We start from the raw sequence: 15553 nt of genomic DNA, 5'->3' as shown, positions 1-15553 counted from the left end.
GAAGTAGGCATTTAATTGATCTTCAAAGGTGCTTATTTAAGCTAAAAAATCGACCCATCGAAGCCGCGAAAAATGATTGTGCATAATCGCTCTGCTTTTATTCTGGACGCTATTGGTGATACCCTATAGCCGATAAGTACCCATTCCATTTCTTACTGCCTTTTTAATGTCTGTTATAGCAACATGGAACGTTTCTACTCATTTCATGCGGCGTAGTAATGAATACCTTTTTTATTCTGGTTCGTATCATAATTAAGTCTCTTTTAAAAAAATAAGTTAAGGAAAAAGAATGTTAAAAAAATCGGCCCTGCTATTAATTATGTTATCTCTTTCAAGCCTATTAGCCGCCTCAGAAAATACAACCGACAAAAGCATCTATGAGAAACCCTTAATAGAGCGTTACGTTCTAGATGAACTTAAAGCCCTGCGCACGGATCAACAAGATTTAGAACGCCGCTTAATTATTGAGGTTACCGATCGTGAATTATCGGTGGCAGATAAATCATTAGGCTATGCCTCTAATACAGTGACCTACATTTTCTATATTATTGCAGCGGTCGCATCATTAATTGCTATGGTAGGGTGGCAGTCATTGCGTGAAATCCGTGAGAATACAAAGAAAATGGCCAGTCAACAAATTCAACTTATATCAAAGAAATATGAGAGCAAATTTGAAGTGTTAGAAAAAGATTTACGCCGTAAAACTCGCCGCATTGCCGATAATCATATTGAAATTGAAAATATAAATGACATACATACACTATGGGTGCGTGCGCAAAAAAGTTCAACACCAGAAGAGCAAATGGAAATTTATGATGAAATATTAAATATTCGCCCAGGGGATCTGGAAGCGCTCACGTCAAAAGCTGATGCTGCGATTGAAATGAAAGAATTTCACTGGGCGCTCAGTATCTGCAATAGTGTGTTAGAGGTGGATAAGGGTAATATCAACGCGTTATATCAGCGAGCCTGTGCATATGCGTGTTTAGGTGCAGAAGATCAAGCAGTGAAAGATTTAGCGCGAGCTATTGCTGGACGAATATCATTACGTGAGTTGGCCGTTGATGAAGCGGATTTTGATAGTTTAAGAGGTAATGAAACATTTGAATCTTTATTAGCGAATGATGCCTAACCTCAACGCGGGATAATTTACCTATCTCGGGCTAAGGTTATGGTCTTTAGCGGCCACCACTCTCTTAAAAACGCAGTGCTTATTTACTCAGTAAATAGCGGATAGTGTTGCCTATCTGCTTGGGATCTTTATGGCCCGAAACCATAATCTGATAACGCCCGTTAACGATAAAAGTGGGCACTGCGTTGATACCTGATTGCGTTGATAAGCGTTCAATATTTGCCACTTTATTGACCAAATCAGCCGTTTGCTGTTCGCTCAAGTGCGCTGGGCTAAGTAGATTATGTGCACTAAAGGCACGCTCAATCGCTTGCTGCTTTTCTGCCTCGGACTTGTCTTTGCCCATTTGTACTGCTGCAAACAACTGATCCATAAATGCGCTATTGGGCATTTCACCAAGCTGCATTTCAGCGGCATAGTAGAGCATGGCTGCATCATGCGCTGAGCTGTTAAATGTTATATGCATCTTACCAATAGCGGATCCGGCTTGGTCACCTATTTGCTCCAAAAAGTGTTCCATATTACGGCAGTGACCACAGGTTAATGAAAAGACCTCGCTCACAGGGGCAAGGGATTTGTCATTAAGTTGCTCGGCAAGTTGCGCGTATTGCTCGCCCTCTTGGGGAATAGTCTGCTCACTGCAGGCGATTAGAAATAATGCGCCAGAAAAGGCAATAAGTAATGGTTTAATGTGTAATTTCATTTAAATATCTCAAATAGTTATTTAGAAGGGAAGCGATTTTTATTATAGCAACCTAGCATGGACAAAAAGTTATTTACAACAACAATCTTTATGTGCCGATTTTATTGGCAACATGGCAAATAATACTTTTACCATTAAAAGGGCTAAGAGGATACCTGAGCTATAAATTACAGCTGTCGGTAATAGCGCATATTGTTCTCCAATCTGTGGTGTCACTATAAAACCGAAGGTTGCAACGAGGTAGTTTACGACCATTCCCGAAATTAATGCAACGCTCAGCACGCCACCGAGATACCCCCAAAGCGCCCGTTTCCCGAGCTCTTTTACGACCACACTGAGCGTTGCAATATTGGTTGCTGGGCCCGCTAGCATAAACACTAATACCGCGCCAGGCGAAACACCGGCAAGTAATAAACCAGCTGCGATAGGCGTGGAGGCAGTTGCACAGATATACATAGGGATAGATATAATAACAATAACCAACATCGCTAAGATGCCACTACCCCATTTAATCATAAAATCGGCGGGAATATAGGTTTGTACCAATGCCGCAAAAAATAGACCGACAAGTAGCCAAACAGTAATATCTTTGACTAAATCAGTTGCAGCAAAATGTAACCCTTTAACCATGCGTTTGAAAATTGAGTGTTCTTTTAGGGTATTAGCAATATCGTCATTGGTTTGGCAGCAGCCATCTTTTGATGGCTGACTATGTTGATTACTGCGCTCTTTTGCGCAACAAGTAGCGCTCTTCTTGTTACCTGTAGAGCCGCTTTTAGCCGTTGCTTGAGCCGCTTTTTCAGATAAATCCATTGATGATTTAACACTGTTATTTGCTACTTGCTCATCTTGTCCAACCAGTAAACCGGCTACAATCGCACTGACAATTGCTGCTATTGGTCTAACTATCGCCATAAAAGGCCCCAGCAAGACATACGAAATAGTAACAGAATCAATCCCTGTCTCAGGTGTCGAGACAAGAAAAGAGGTGGTCGCTGCTTTAGATGCACCAGCTCGTCTCAAGGCGATTGCCGCCGGAATAACGCCACATGAACATAACGGTAGTGGGGCGCCCAGTAATGCTGCTTTCAGCGTGGCCTTAAAACCATGCCCCCCAAGCTGTTTTTGCATCCATTGCATAGGTACAAACACTTTTAACATGCCAGCAAGTAGCAATCCTAATAGCAGCCAAGGAGCGGATTCTAAGAATAGGTTTAGGAAATTGGTGAGCAGCATAGTTGATTTTTACCTTTTTTATTTAATGAGATCGCTTCTCAAATCGGATTGCAGCCTCAGTAGACTCTAGATTTTCCAAAATAGAGCAATGCGCGGCACTCTCTGGGCCACCACAACATGCATCGGACAATCGCTGTAGCGCATTTTTGAAATTACTTAGCTGGGCAATTTTAGCGGTGAGATTATCTAACTTGCTATCGACTACTGCTTTTACATCTGCACAGGCCCAATTGGCTTTATCTAACTCAATAGAAAGTAGCTCCGCAATATCGTTTAGGGAGAAACCAGTCTCTTTTGCTATTAATATAAAGCGCAAACGATCCGCATCACTTTCTGTATAGATCCTGTAACCAGATGCGCTGCGAGACAAAGGCGTTAATAGTCCCTGTTTGTCGTAAAAGCGTAACGTATCTGTTTTAACTTGATAACGCTGAGCAAGTTCTCCTATGCGATACATACTATTGTCCTATAGCAGGTGATGAGTATTTCTGTTGTCCTGCAATCTGAGTATAACCTTTGAGTCTAATCCAAGGTCAAGAAATATTTTATAGAAGGAAAGTAGATTACTCCGGCAAACGCATTATAACCCCTGTTAAGCGGGTTTGTTGGTCGTTGGCAAGTTCCAAAGCAATTAACCACGAAGGCACGAAGAAAGAAGAGGGTTACGATACACACCTTTTCTTGTTATAGCTTGCTTGGTGTCCTCTGTGTATTTAGTGGTGATGCTTTTTGAGTAAAGTAGATAATACGCGAGCCGAAGGTGGCTTAATGCTTTAAAGTGTTCGAAAGTCGTAATGCTTTTGTCGTGTTAAATTATCTTTATGTTGTCATCTCTCATTTTCGAGCTATTTATTCAGCGACTTAAGTTATTATTCAGCTAGCTTTATTATTTCTGTGCCACTATTCGCATTGCGGGCATGTTTGATTAAAGACTCTAATAATAGGCTGCTATCATGTTTTTTTATTGTTGATCTGTTAGCCCAGCTTAGCGCATTGCTGATGTTATAATCAAAACCTGAAGTATAACGTTCAATTGAAGAGGATCTTTAAGTGGCTAATCCATTATTAGATGAATATGCACATTTAAATAAAATAGCCTGTGAAACAGAGGTCTATTTGCAAATTATTACGCCAGTACAGGCTATCCGTTTAAAAACACGTTTAATTGGTGTTGATCCCAACATGTCTATAATTTTGGCTATGGGCAGTGATCAAGAGTGGTTGTCAGCTAAAGAATCGATTCTCGAAGGGAAAAAGCTCATTGTGCGCTTAGTGAATAGTGAACAACCAGAGGCGTATATTATTGCTTTTCAAACACAGGTACAAAAACTAATGAGTATAGCGGGGCGCTGGTTGGTTTTGGATTATCCTAAAAGCATCCAACGAGTTGCGTTGCGCTTACATTCTCGCCTACCTACTTATATCGATGCGATGATACTCGACCAAGAAACAAAAAAAGCTTGTTGCAAGGGAGTCTTGACTGATATTTCTATTAATGGAGGTGCTTTTATAGGCGGCCCGATATCAGGACAAGTGATAGACAAAAAATTTATTTTACAAGTTAGCCTCGCAAATGAGGAGGGCGCCCAAAAGATCCCCGTTATCGTCAAAAATAGCAAAATATTAAGTGGCCATAATCAGTTGGTTCAGTATGGTTTAAATATTGCTAGCACGACAGAAAAGTCAAAATCATTTGTCGAACATCTTGTTTTACACTCTCTATTTAATCAAGTGACTACTGCGAAGTAAACGCTGTGTTTTGTGGATTGTTATCGATAGCTATAACATTTATCTATACTTAGCTTATTAGATAGGTATCATTTTATAACTAATCGGGGAATAACAAAGCAATAAAGAAAAACACAATTTTGTTTATTTATAGATCTGGCTTCTTATTTTGCTTATCTATATAACTGATGCTGCTTAATATAGCCGTTAACTGCTTCGGGAACTAAGTAATCGATACTGATGTTTTGTTTTAATAACTTGCGAATTTCAGTTGATGAAATATCAAGTTGGCTGGTGGTTTGAAAATAGATCTTGCCCGATTGTAAATTATGTAAATCTTGTTTGTCGATCGTTTTGCACTCATCTACAACAGTTTGTACTGCGCTATTAAACTGGCCATGCCATCTCGGGCGCTGGCTGATAACTAAATGGCAATACTTTAATATTTCTTGCCATTGAAACCAGCTATTAAAACTGATTAGTGAATCCATCCCCATAATAAAACAGATCGGGTTATTAGGGTAACTTACTTTTAATTCTTTTAACGTATCTAGCGTATAGCTAGGCTTGGCACGATTTAATTCTCGATTATCAAGTGCGAGTTTAGGCTGCTGTTGTATCGCTAATTTGACCATTTCACAGCGTTGTTTGGCGCTACAGTGACTACTCGATTTGTGCGGTGCAATGTGATTCGGCATTAGAAAAATCTGCTGTAGAGATAATGCTTCACCTATTTCCAGCGCAGGTCGTAAATGTCCGAAATGGATGGGATCAAAGGTACCACCTAAAAATCCGATTGCTGGTTGCGGGTCATTATTGTGCATTTACTGCTTTTCTCCTTCGATATTAGCAAAAACAGGCCGTGACAGCCTCAAGCTTCAGCCAATTATTGTCACTGTTTTCAACTTTGACCGCTATTTCTAATGCCGCGCATTCAATAACGAGGCCCTCAAGTTGGCTGCTGTCTAAACGTAACAGTAGGTCGCTTGTCAGCTTTTGTTTTGCTGGCCAGATTTTTTGCAGGCTAAGCAGCTGTGCAATCGGCGTATGCTGGCTTTGATAGCTAAGCTTGAGCAGTTTTTGTATCTCATTACTGAGCGCTGTACTGAGTAGAAGTAGTTCACTACCTTCCGCTTTTAGCTGCGCTAAAATGCGCGCTGCACGTGTAGGATCACCCGCTAATAAACTATCAATCCATTGGAATAGAGTGAAGTGATTATAAGTGGTGATACTTTGCTCTACCAGTTGCAAAGTGAGGTGCTGTTTTGGGTACAGTAGCGATAGTTTTTCAAACTCTTGTTTAGCCGCTAATAGGTTACCTTCAAAATGAACACAGAGATAATCAACAACCTCTTTGCTTGCGTGTAACTGTAATGACTTTAGGCGTTGGAAAATCCACTGTGGGAAACGATGAGCAGGTGGGGAGTTAGTACTTACAAATATGCCTTGTTGCTCCAGCGTTTTAAACCAAACGCTACCCATTTGCTGACTATTAAGTTTAGGCCCTTGTAAAACTAGCAGGATATCGGGGTTTAATAATGGCGTAATCTCACGAATAAAAGCGGTATTCTCTTTACTAGTTTTGCTAAAGGTTAGCTCGATTATTTTTTTTTCAGAGAAAAGAGAACGGCTATTAAATTCACTAAAGATCAAATCACTGGCAAATTTCCCCTCTAAGCTAAAGCTAAATTTTTCTAAATAACCTTGTGATTTACCTACTTGCTGAATCTGCTCAAGTGCTTCTAAGCTAAGCAGCGCTTCATCACCAAAAATAAGGCAGCAGTTGGGTAACTGTGGCTTGAGGTGTTGTAGCAATTGTTCTGGATAAATACGCATTGTTTATTGTGCGCCGCTTTTATTGGTAACGATTAGGTCCTTTTTCTTGTTTTTCAAGCTGAGCATCGTTGCGATGATATTATCGGCAGCAATCACGCGCAGCTCTTTGGTTAATAGTTCGGCTTCTCGTGATTTAGCCAATGCTTGTGCTGGATTTTCAAGGAAATCACGATATAAATTGACGGAAAATGATTGCGCTTGATAACCTGGCTGCTGGATGCTGTAGCTTAAGTTATAAGCGATCTCTTGCTCTGCATTCTGTGCATTAACATAAAGAGAGATAGTGCGCGAAGAGCGACGTTCACTAGCAATACTAAGTGTTGCAACATCAGCCGCGGGTGACGACACAATGCGGATGCCCGCACCACGTAAGCGAAGTTTTACTAAGCGTGTTAACTCGCTATTTGGCGCGTTACTTTGTAAGAAAATCTGTGGATATTTTTCAGTAAGACCATCATTGTGTTTTAAATGGAAGCCACAACTGCTAAGTAATAAAAGCGATAATAACGTTAAGCTAACTTTGAGGGAAAAAACGTTGAGCGAGAGAGAGTGCATAATAATCCTTGCAAGTTATCGGATTTGAACGGTTAGGGGGGGAGCGGGCTCCCCCCCCTATGTTATTAACTAAAAAACATTTAGTTAGCAACAATGTTCAATAGTTTACCCGGTACAAATATGATTTTGCGAATCGTTTTGTCCTCGGTAAATTTTTGTACATTTTCATCATCCAATGCCAGAGCTTGTACCGCATCTTGCTGAGCATCGGCCGGAACCGTTAGTTTTGTGCGTAATTTACCGTTAACTTGCACGATGATTAGTTTTGAATCTTCAACTAATGCGTTCTTATCAATACTCGGCCAAGGTGCATTTATGATCTCATTGCCTTCGCCTAATGCCTCGAATAACTCTGCTGAGATATGCGGGGTGATAGGGGATAAGAGTTTTACCACCGCCACTAACGCTTCTTGTAAAATAGCGCGATCCTGCTCTGCCTCCGTCGCTGCTTTACTTAATTTGTTCATCAACTCCATTACCGACGCAATGGCGGTATTAAATGTTTGGCGGCGACCAATATCATCTGTCACTTTAGCAATGGTTTTATGCAATTCACGACGCAGTGTTTTTTGTGCTTCGGTGTGTGATTTAAGATCTAAGTCGCTAACAGATCCCAATGCGATATGGTCAAATACAACTTTCCATAAACGTTTTAAGAAACGCAGTGATCCTTCAAGTGCCGAGTCAGACCATTCTAGTGTTTGCTCAGCGGGTGCTGCAAACATCATAAATAAACGCACACTATCGGCGCCGTATTTGTCGATCATCACCTGTGGGTCAATACCGTTATTTTTAGACTTAGACATTTTACTCATGCCGTCATAAATAACTGTTTGCCCATCTTTTGTTTTAGCGCCAATGACTTTGCCTTTCTCATCTGTTTCGGTATCAACATCTGTTGGTGACACCCAAACTTTACCGCCTTTATCATCTTCATAATAATACGCGTCTGCTAATACCATCCCTTGAGTCAGCAGTTTTTTGTACGGCTCGTCGCAGTTAACTAAACCAAAATCACGTAATAATTTATGGAAAAAACGAGAATAGAGCAGATGTAGGATAGCGTGTTCAATACCACCGATATACTGATCTACCGGTAGCCAATAGTTAGCCTTTTCAGGATCTAGCATTTTGTCATCACATTGTGGTGAACAGTAACGTGCGTAGTACCAGCTTGACTCCATAAATGTATCAAAAGTATCGGTTTCATGGGTTGCCGGTTGCCCATTATAAGTGGTTTTTGCCCATTCTGGGTCGGCTTTTATTGGCGAAACGATGCCGTTCATCTGCACATCTTCAGGCAGGATAACAGGTAACTGATCTTCTGGGACAGGGACAACTGAGCCATCTTCTAGATTCAGTACTGGTATTGGAGAGCCCCAGTAACGCTGACGGGAAACACCCCAATCACGTAAGCGGAAGTTAACTTGGCGCCTACCTTTATTTTCGTTGACGAGTGTTGCTTCAACCGCATCAAATGCTGCGCTAAAATCTAATCCATCAAACTCGCCGGAGGCAAAACAGACACCTTTTTCAGTGTACGCTTCAGCCGTAACGTCAACGTCGGCATCAATCGGTTTAATTACGGCTTTAATCTCTAAACCATATTCTTTAGCAAACTCATAATCACGTTGATCGTGAGCAGGCACAGACATAACCGCCCCTGAACCATAGCCCATTAGTACAAAGTTGGCTGTCCAGATTGGTACTTCTAGACCGGTAATAGGATGAATTGCTTTAAGGCCTGTATCCACTCCTTCTTTAGCCATTGTCGCAATCTCGGCTTCTGCTAATTTTACATTTTTACATTTATCACAAAAGGCAGCCAGTGCTGGATTGTTTTTAGCTGCAGCAAGTGCCAATGGGTGTTGCGCAGCAACAGCGACATAAGTGACACCCATTACGGTATCTGGACGTGTGGTGTAAACTGAGAAAGACTCATTGCTATTGCTTACTTTAAAGTCCATCTCGATCCCTTCCGAGCGGCCAATCCAGTTACGTTGCATGGTTCGTACTTGTTCTGGCCATTCATCGAGTTTATCTAAGTCGTCGAGTAACTCTTGTGCATAGGCGGTGATTTTAATAAACCACTGCGGGATCTCTTTTTGCTCGACGAGTGCGCCACTGCGCCAGCCGCGTCCATCAATAACTTGTTCATTGGCTAATACGGTTTGATCAACGGGATCCCAGTTAACCGTCGCCATTTTTTTGTAAACTAAATCTTTTTCAAGTAGTTTGGTGAAGAACCATTGCTCCCAACGGTAATATTCTGGCTGGCAAGTCGCTAGTTCACGGCTCCAGTCATAACCAAACCCCAATTGTTTGAGTTGCGTTTTCATATAGGCGATATTTTCGTAAGTCCAGCCTGCCGGTGCTGTATTGTTTTTAATCGCGGCATTTTCAGCTGGAAGGCCAAATGCATCCCAGCCCATTGGTTGCATTACGTTTTTACCCTGCATACGCTGATAACGAGAAACCACATCACCAATAGTGTAATTACGTACGTGACCCATATGCAATTTGCCACTTGGGTAGGGGAACATTGATAGGCAGTAATATTTCTCTTTAGAAGGGTCTTCCGTGGCTTTAAATGATTGGTTTTCATCCCAATTAGTTTGGAATTTCTTTTCAATCTCTTTGGGATTATATAACTCTTGCATATTCAGTCTGCCTAGCAATAATAAATGAAATAATAAATTAGGCATTAGAATACAGGAGCAACGGCTCGGCAACAATAAATACGATTAATAAGGCGCTTTTTTCCTGATAATTTAACTAAAAAGTAGGATTAAGTGCTAAAAAGGTATCGTTTATGCTTTATTTGGTCTAATGTTAATTTTCTTCAAAAAAAATTGAAATCAAATTAATCACTTGTTTAGCAGGTAGTAAGTACAGACAAGCGTATAATAATTTCAAGTTGAGCGTTTGAATATTAGACCCTTGGCTTGAATTTATTGGGAGGTTTGAATGGCGCCAAAAGATCCCCCTGTGTTGTTGAATGCAGATGAACTGGCTTTTTTGTCGGAGCTGCTTTCGTGCGATCACGATGAACTCATTGATTCTAATAAATTAGTTTATAATATCACCGGCTCTGCAGTCGGCGAGTCAGTACTTACGCAGATGAGTTGCGTAGGTGGGCTGCAACTTGTCGCTAACGATGGCAATCATCAGCTTGTCTTTCCAGTGCAAATAGAGCCGGATGATTTTAAACATTTGAAAATGGTGTTAACCCCCCCTGAAATTTTTGAAATTGGTATTCATCCTCGTGCTTGGCGTTTTCTCGTCAATAATAAAAACATTTATTTAGCTCATATCAACGAAGCGGGAAATGAATCTTATTTTCAAATTGAAGATCTTTCCGCTTCAGGGGTGTCATTCTTAATTGAGGAACATACAGACGCAGAATTCCCAACCGTGTTTAACGATGTTTTCCTGCAGCTTCCCAATCATCAAAAACTGGCTGTTTCAGGATTACAGATCTGTCGGATAGATAAAAAGACTGTGGCGTATACATTTCCGAAAACGGCCAATGAAGCGACGTTAAACTCATTATATGAATATCTATTTGAGTGTCATGTCAAACAATACCCTGAAGCGCATAAGGATCAATCTAAATAGAATTTCTTTTGTTTATTTTGTTTTGGTGGTTATTTAAACTGTTTGTTGGTTTTATCAACAAACAGTTTGTTTGTTGTAAAATATGCTTTACAAAGGGGATCACTAATCGGTATTATTCGCCTCGTTCCGGAGGGGTGGCAGAGCGGCTGAATGCACTGGTCTTGAAAACCAGCGACGGTTTACCCCGTCCGAGAGTTCAAATCTCTCCTCCTCCGCCATATTAAAAAGGCTTCTCAGATGAGAAGCCTTTTTTCGTTTTAACTACTAAAAATAGAAATTATCTTCTCTCATTACCTATTCCTTTCCCTTTGTCAGTTTTTAAACCCGCTTATTGTTAACATTATGCATGATTTCACATTGAGTTTTACCATTGACTAATTTACATTATTGTTAAGTAACGCAAAGAGTAGTGTTTTTTGATTATGTGATGCGTTATTTTGTAGTTACTATCTGCCGCTTGTAAACTGCTGCCATTTTAATTTAATGTATAATAGCAAATATACTCATTATCTATTCATTTATACTTGTTAAAATAAATGCTAGCTTTGTTATTGATTTTGTAATTAGAACAACTCGTTACTGCAATCAATGCCTTGCTTTTATTGATTTATACCACGCCTAAATAGATTATCTAATTAGTAAATTTGGTATAAGTTGCTATGTATCTACGGAGAAGTTTTTGTGATAAATATCCTGTTGGTTGATGACCATGAATTAGTTCGTACAGGGATCCGCCGTATCATTGATGATGTTCGAGGTATGAAAGTTATTGGGGAGGCTGAAAGTGGCGAAAAAGCAGTAAAATGGTGCCGCAGTAATGATCCCGATGTTGTGTTGATGGATATTAATATGCCCGGCATAGGAGGGGTAGATGCGATGCAACGTATTTTGCGTTTTAATGAAAATGCAAAAATCATTATGTTAACCGTGCATACTGAGAATCCTTTTCCATCAAAAGTGATGCAGGCAGGTGCCGCTGGTTATTTAAGTAAGGGGGCTGCCCCCGATGAAGTATTGAATGCAATTCGTTCTGTCCATGCGGGACAACGCTACCTATCACCTGAAATAGCTCAAAAGATGGCATTAGCACAAATATCACCCATAGCGGATGATCCTTTTAGTGTGCTTTCTGAAAGAGAGTTACAGATTATGATGATGATAACCAGAGGACAACGTGTTGTTGATATTGCCGAGCAGCTTAGCTTAGGCTCTAAAACAATTAATAGTTATCGCTACCGCCTGTTTGAAAAATTAGGTGTGAATGGGGATGTCGAATTGACCCACTTAGCTATCCGTTATGGCATGCTTGATGCTGATACTTTGTAATCTTTTAGTAATCTGCAAGACGTCACCTGTGGACCGGTTTTTTATATGAGTTCATTTTTAGCACAAGCCTTTTTAAAAACGGTCACCAGTGAACCGGGTGTTTACCGTATGCTTAATGATCAGCAAAAAGTAATATATGTTGGGAAAGCGAAAAATTTAAAAAAACGCCTCAATAGTTATTTTAATCTTACTCAAAAACATCCTAAAACATTGGCCTTAGTCTCACATATAGCTAATATTGAAGTCACAGTGACGCATACCGAAACGGAAGCACTGATTTTAGAACATAACTTCATTAAGCAATATAAACCTAAGTACAATGTGTTGCTGCGCGATGATAAATCCTACCCCTACCTGTTTTTAAGTGAACATAAACATCCTCAGTTGACGCTTGTCCGTGCGCAAAATAGAAAACGTAAAGGCACCTATTTTGGGCCCTATCCGAGTGGTGGGGCGGTACGTGAAAGCTTACATTTGATGCAAAAATTATTTCCCATTCGCCAATGTGAAGATAGTTATTACAGTAATCGCTCGCGGCCCTGTCTGCAGCATCAATTAAAGCGTTGTTTAGCGCCTTGTGTTAATGCAATGCCAGAAAAGGAGTATCAGCATCAAGTTGAGTTAGCCACTGAATTTTTGCGGGGTAAAAGTCAGCATGTTATTAATCTGCTAGTTAATGAGATGGAGCAAGCAAGCCTGCAACTTGAATTTGAAAAAGCAGCAATAAGACGAGATCAAATTCAATTGCTTAAAAAAGTGCAAGAGCAGCAGTGGGTTAGCGGTGATATTGAGCAACTAGATGTGATCGGTATTGTTTATGCGCAGGGTATTGCCAGTATTCATCTGTTATTTGTGCGCCAAGGACGAATTCTAGGTAGTCGTAATTATTTTCCAAAAGTGCCTAAAAATGCCAGCAAAGATGAAGTGATCAGTTCCTTTTTAAGTCAGTTCTACTTGTCTGGCCAAAATGGTAGAGCGGTTCCCAAAGAAATATTACTCAGTGATGACTTTTCTGAGCGCCTGGTTTTTACTGAACTATTTAGTGAATATTGCGGCTATAAGACGGTTTTAAAAATTGAGATGCGTGGTGAACGAAGTAAATTTATTAAATTGGCTCAAACCAATGCTAAAATCGCTTTACAAACCCACCTCAGTCAACAGAAAAATGTATTGCAACGCTATCAACTACTTGAAGAAAAATTAGAATTAACCGAGCCGATTAATCGTATGGAATGTTATGATATATCGCATATGATGGGGGAGAAAACAGTTGCATCTTGTGTGGTGTTTAATCGTGATGGAGCCAATAAATCCGCTTATCGACGCTTTAACATCAGTGGCATCACTCCCGGTGATGATTATGCCGCTATGGGGCAAGTATTAGCACGCCGTTTTAAAGATCCGCAAGCTCCTGAAAATATACCAGATGTTATCTTTATTGACGGTGGCATAGGGCAACTTAGTCAGGCAGAAAATATTGTTAGTTCTTTAGAGCGTAACTTTATCGGCAAGTATCCGTTGCTGATAGGTATTGCCAAGGGGGTGACACGAAAAGCAGGCTTAGAAACACTGATACTTGCTGGTAGCCATGAAATACTGGAAATGTCGGCAGATTCCCCTGCATTACATTTGATTCAGCAAATACGTGATGAATCACATCGATTTGCCATTATGGGGCATCGTCAGCAACGTGATAAAAAAAGACGTACCAGTACCCTAGAAGGTATTGCTGGAGTTGGCGCTAAACGTCGTCAGCTTTTATTAAATCATTTTGGTGGTTTACAGGGGCTAAAATCTGCAACTGTGGATGAGTTGGCAAAAACGCCTGGCATTAGCGTCTCGTTAGCCGAAAATATCTATGAAGCATTACATTCGTAAATATATTTAATCGCGAACCTAGTTAACTGTTTGCATTATGAAACAATAAAATGCAAAAATAGGTAGATTACATAAAGGATATTTTAATGCTAAACATTCCCAATATTTTAACTGGTTTTCGAATTTTTTTAATTCCCATTTTTGTGCTTTTATATTATTTGCCCGTCACTTGGTCAGCGCCGGTAGCTGCTTTTGTTTTTTTTCTTGCGGGCATAACTGATATATTAGATGGCTATCTAGCGCGTAAGCTTAATCAGCAAACTGCTTTTGGTGCTTTTTTAGACCCTGTTGCCGATAAAATTATGGTTGCTGTTTCCTTAGTTATGATTGTCGAACATTACGACACTATTTGGATTACTATTCCGGCAATGGTAATGATTTGCCGTGAAATTATTATTTCAGCCTTGCGTGAATGGATGGCCGAATTAGGACAAAGAGCGAGTGTTGCCGTCTCATGGGTTGGTAAAATTAAAACAGCTGCACAAATGCTCTCCCTTTTATTATTAATCTGGCAGTATTCGCCTGCCATGGAATGGGTTGGTTTTACTTTTTTATATATCGCAACGGGATTAACGCTTTGGTCAATGCTCGTGTATTTAAAAGCGGCTTGGCCAGCGTTGAATGAAAAATCATAAGTTTATGTTGGATAAGTAAACGTGTCGTTTAAAAAAACAGCTAACAGAGCAGGTGTGCTAAAAAAAAGATTAAAGAGTGTTGACTCAGCTCAGAAAACCCTTAAAATGCGCACCCATCGAAAGGGAAATAGTTTACTAAAACTCTTGCGATGATAGTTTAAAATATTATGTGGTATTAGGCAGTTCATTGACAATAATGTTGACAAGAATTGACTGGCGTTGCGAGTTTACTCGTGATTATCAACCCGTAATTAATGTGATGCGGTACTAGCTCAGTTGGTAGAGCACGACCTTGCCAAGGTCGGGGTCACGAGTTCGAGTCTCGTGTACCGCTCCAATTAAACGTTTTTGGCGGAATGGCAGAATGGCCATGCAGTGGATTGCAAATCCATCCATCTCGGTTCGACTCCGGGTTCCGCCTCCAATTTTTAAAAGTTTTGCCCGGATGGTGGAATCGGTAGACACAAGGGATTTAAAATCCCTCGCCTTATGGGTGTGCGAGTTCAAGTCTCGCTCCGGGCACCAATATATAAATTAACCAGCTTTTAGCTGGTTTTTTTATGTCTCGCATCTAAGCACAATTTGGCTTGCTGATTTTGCACCTTAAAGTCAGATGGGTATATAAATTCCTTGCTTCACCGATTTGAATAGATCACCTAATTAGTGATGTTGCTCTAAATAGACAACCTCGCCAGCTTTTCAAGCTAATTTGTCATTATTTTCTCCCCAAATTGATTGAGAAACTGAATCCTTTCAGCTGTTTATTAATAATGATTTGGTTTATAATTTTTAAACTGTATTGCTTATACGGCCCTTAGATTAAATCAATAAAAATATGAACAGCAATAGTTCAAATGCAAATATTTGTACTTGTAATAAATAGATCTTTACATTCTAACTAATTAT

General features: G+C 40.2%; 13 protein-coding genes and 4 tRNA genes. 10 read left to right on the top strand and 7 right to left on the bottom strand.

Annotated features, from left to right (window positions below):
• Window positions 1–289: 289 nt before the first annotated feature.
• Window positions 290–1132: a tetratricopeptide repeat protein gene (locus KSO91_RS12345; RefSeq protein ID WP_238743300.1), complete on the top strand. Its 843-nt coding sequence runs from the start codon at window positions 290–292 to the stop codon at window positions 1130–1132.
• Between the two features lie 79 nt (window positions 1133–1211).
• Here KSO91_RS12345 and KSO91_RS12340 read toward each other — a convergent pair whose 3' ends face one another.
• From KSO91_RS12340 to zntR, 3 genes are all read right to left on the bottom strand, one after another.
• The gene (locus KSO91_RS12340; protein WP_238743299.1) at window positions 1212–1835 is read right to left on the bottom strand and encodes a thiol:disulfide interchange protein DsbA/DsbL; all 624 of its coding nucleotides are present in this window, start codon (window positions 1833–1835) and stop codon (window positions 1212–1214) included.
• Between the two features lie 69 nt (window positions 1836–1904).
• Entirely contained in the window at window positions 1905–3071 is a 1167-nt protein-coding gene (locus KSO91_RS12335) for an SO_0444 family Cu/Zn efflux transporter (protein ID WP_238743298.1), read from the bottom strand.
• Window positions 3072–3093: 22 nt separating this feature from the next.
• Window positions 3094–3528, bottom strand: a complete 435-nt coding sequence (zntR, locus tag KSO91_RS12330) for a Zn(2+)-responsive transcriptional regulator (RefSeq protein ID WP_238743297.1) — start codon at window positions 3526–3528, stop codon at window positions 3094–3096.
• Between the two features lie 593 nt (window positions 3529–4121).
• On the opposite strand from zntR, the gene KSO91_RS12325 reads away from it, so the two are divergent.
• A complete protein-coding gene (locus KSO91_RS12325) occupies window positions 4122–4820 on the top strand; it encodes a flagellar brake domain-containing protein (RefSeq protein ID WP_238743296.1) in 699 nt (232 codons plus the stop codon).
• A gap of 152 nt (window positions 4821–4972) precedes the next feature.
• Here the strand turns inward: KSO91_RS12325 and nadD are convergent, their stop codons facing one another.
• The 4 genes from nadD to leuS all read right to left on the bottom strand — a co-directional run bounded on the left by nadD (window position 4973) and on the right by leuS (window position 9850).
• Complete coding sequence (nadD, locus tag KSO91_RS12320; protein WP_238743295.1) at window positions 4973–5623, bottom strand: nicotinate-nucleotide adenylyltransferase; 651 nt, start codon at window positions 5621–5623, stop codon at window positions 4973–4975.
• Window positions 5624–5645: 22 nt separating this feature from the next.
• Window positions 5646–6635, bottom strand: a complete 990-nt coding sequence (holA, locus tag KSO91_RS12315; RefSeq protein WP_238743294.1) for a DNA polymerase III subunit delta — start codon at window positions 6633–6635, stop codon at window positions 5646–5648.
• Between the two features lie 3 nt (window positions 6636–6638).
• Window positions 6639–7190 (bottom strand): LPS-assembly lipoprotein LptE, encoded by a 552-nt coding sequence (locus KSO91_RS12310; protein ID WP_238743293.1) that lies wholly within the window; start codon window positions 7188–7190, stop codon window positions 6639–6641.
• A gap of 80 nt (window positions 7191–7270) precedes the next feature.
• On the bottom strand, window positions 7271–9850 hold the full coding sequence (leuS, locus tag KSO91_RS12305) for a leucine--tRNA ligase (RefSeq protein WP_238743292.1): 2580 nt from the start codon (window positions 9848–9850) through the stop codon (window positions 7271–7273).
• 307 nt (window positions 9851–10157) lie between these two features.
• Between leuS and KSO91_RS12300 the strand changes: the two genes are divergently transcribed.
• From KSO91_RS12300 to KSO91_RS12265, 8 genes are all read left to right on the top strand, one after another.
• Window positions 10158–10808, top strand: coding sequence for a hypothetical protein (locus tag KSO91_RS12300; RefSeq protein ID WP_238743291.1), 651 nt, complete (start codon window positions 10158–10160; stop codon window positions 10806–10808).
• 128 nt (window positions 10809–10936) lie between these two features.
• A tRNA-Ser gene (locus KSO91_RS12295) sits at window positions 10937–11026 on the top strand.
• Between the two features lie 463 nt (window positions 11027–11489).
• Window positions 11490–12134, top strand: a complete 645-nt coding sequence (gene uvrY, locus KSO91_RS12290) for a UvrY/SirA/GacA family response regulator transcription factor (RefSeq protein ID WP_238743290.1) — start codon at window positions 11490–11492, stop codon at window positions 12132–12134.
• A gap of 45 nt (window positions 12135–12179) precedes the next feature.
• Window positions 12180–14012: an excinuclease ABC subunit UvrC gene (gene uvrC / locus KSO91_RS12285; protein WP_238743289.1), complete on the top strand. Its 1833-nt coding sequence runs from the start codon at window positions 12180–12182 to the stop codon at window positions 14010–14012.
• A gap of 86 nt (window positions 14013–14098) precedes the next feature.
• Window positions 14099–14647, top strand: a complete 549-nt coding sequence (gene pgsA / locus KSO91_RS12280) for a CDP-diacylglycerol--glycerol-3-phosphate 3-phosphatidyltransferase (protein ID WP_238743288.1) — start codon at window positions 14099–14101, stop codon at window positions 14645–14647.
• A 261-nt stretch (window positions 14648–14908) separates the two neighbouring features.
• Window positions 14909–14984, top strand: a tRNA-Gly gene (locus tag KSO91_RS12275).
• A gap of 13 nt (window positions 14985–14997) precedes the next feature.
• Window positions 14998–15071: transfer RNA gene (locus tag KSO91_RS12270), tRNA-Cys, on the top strand.
• Between the two features lie 15 nt (window positions 15072–15086).
• A tRNA-Leu gene (locus KSO91_RS12265) sits at window positions 15087–15172 on the top strand.
• The last annotated feature ends 381 nt before the right edge of the window (window positions 15173–15553 follow it).

The organism is Psychromonas antarctica (assembly GCF_022267535.1).
Classification (GTDB): Bacteria; Pseudomonadota; Gammaproteobacteria; order Enterobacterales; family Psychromonadaceae; genus Psychromonas; species Psychromonas antarctica.
Note: the sequence above shows the minus strand (reverse complement) of the source record. Positions and strands in the feature narration are given on the sequence as shown.

Excerpts from the sequence above, each read along its gene's own strand:
- KSO91_RS12340 (WP_238743299.1), bottom strand. The coding sequence starts at position 1,835 with ATGAAATTACACATTAAACCATTACTTATTGCCTTTTCTGGCGCATTA.
- KSO91_RS12345 (WP_238743300.1), top strand. The coding sequence starts at position 290 with ATGTTAAAAAAATCGGCCCTGCTATTAATTATGTTATCTCTTTCAAGC.
- leuS (WP_238743292.1), bottom strand. The coding sequence starts at position 9,850 with ATGCAAGAGTTATATAATCCCAAAGAGATTGAAAAGAAATTCCAAACT.
- holA (WP_238743294.1), bottom strand. The coding sequence starts at position 6,635 with ATGCGTATTTATCCAGAACAATTGCTACAACACCTCAAGCCACAGTTA.
- KSO91_RS12300 (WP_238743291.1), top strand. The coding sequence starts at position 10,158 with ATGGCGCCAAAAGATCCCCCTGTGTTGTTGAATGCAGATGAACTGGCT.
- uvrC (WP_238743289.1), top strand. The coding sequence starts at position 12,180 with ATGAGTTCATTTTTAGCACAAGCCTTTTTAAAAACGGTCACCAGTGAA.
- nadD (WP_238743295.1), bottom strand. The coding sequence starts at position 5,623 with ATGCACAATAATGACCCGCAACCAGCAATCGGATTTTTAGGTGGTACC.
- KSO91_RS12335 (WP_238743298.1), bottom strand. The coding sequence starts at position 3,071 with ATGCTGCTCACCAATTTCCTAAACCTATTCTTAGAATCCGCTCCTTGG.
- zntR (WP_238743297.1), bottom strand. The coding sequence starts at position 3,528 with ATGTATCGCATAGGAGAACTTGCTCAGCGTTATCAAGTTAAAACAGAT.
- pgsA (WP_238743288.1), top strand. The coding sequence starts at position 14,099 with ATGCTAAACATTCCCAATATTTTAACTGGTTTTCGAATTTTTTTAATT.
- KSO91_RS12310 (WP_238743293.1), bottom strand. The coding sequence starts at position 7,190 with ATGCACTCTCTCTCGCTCAACGTTTTTTCCCTCAAAGTTAGCTTAACG.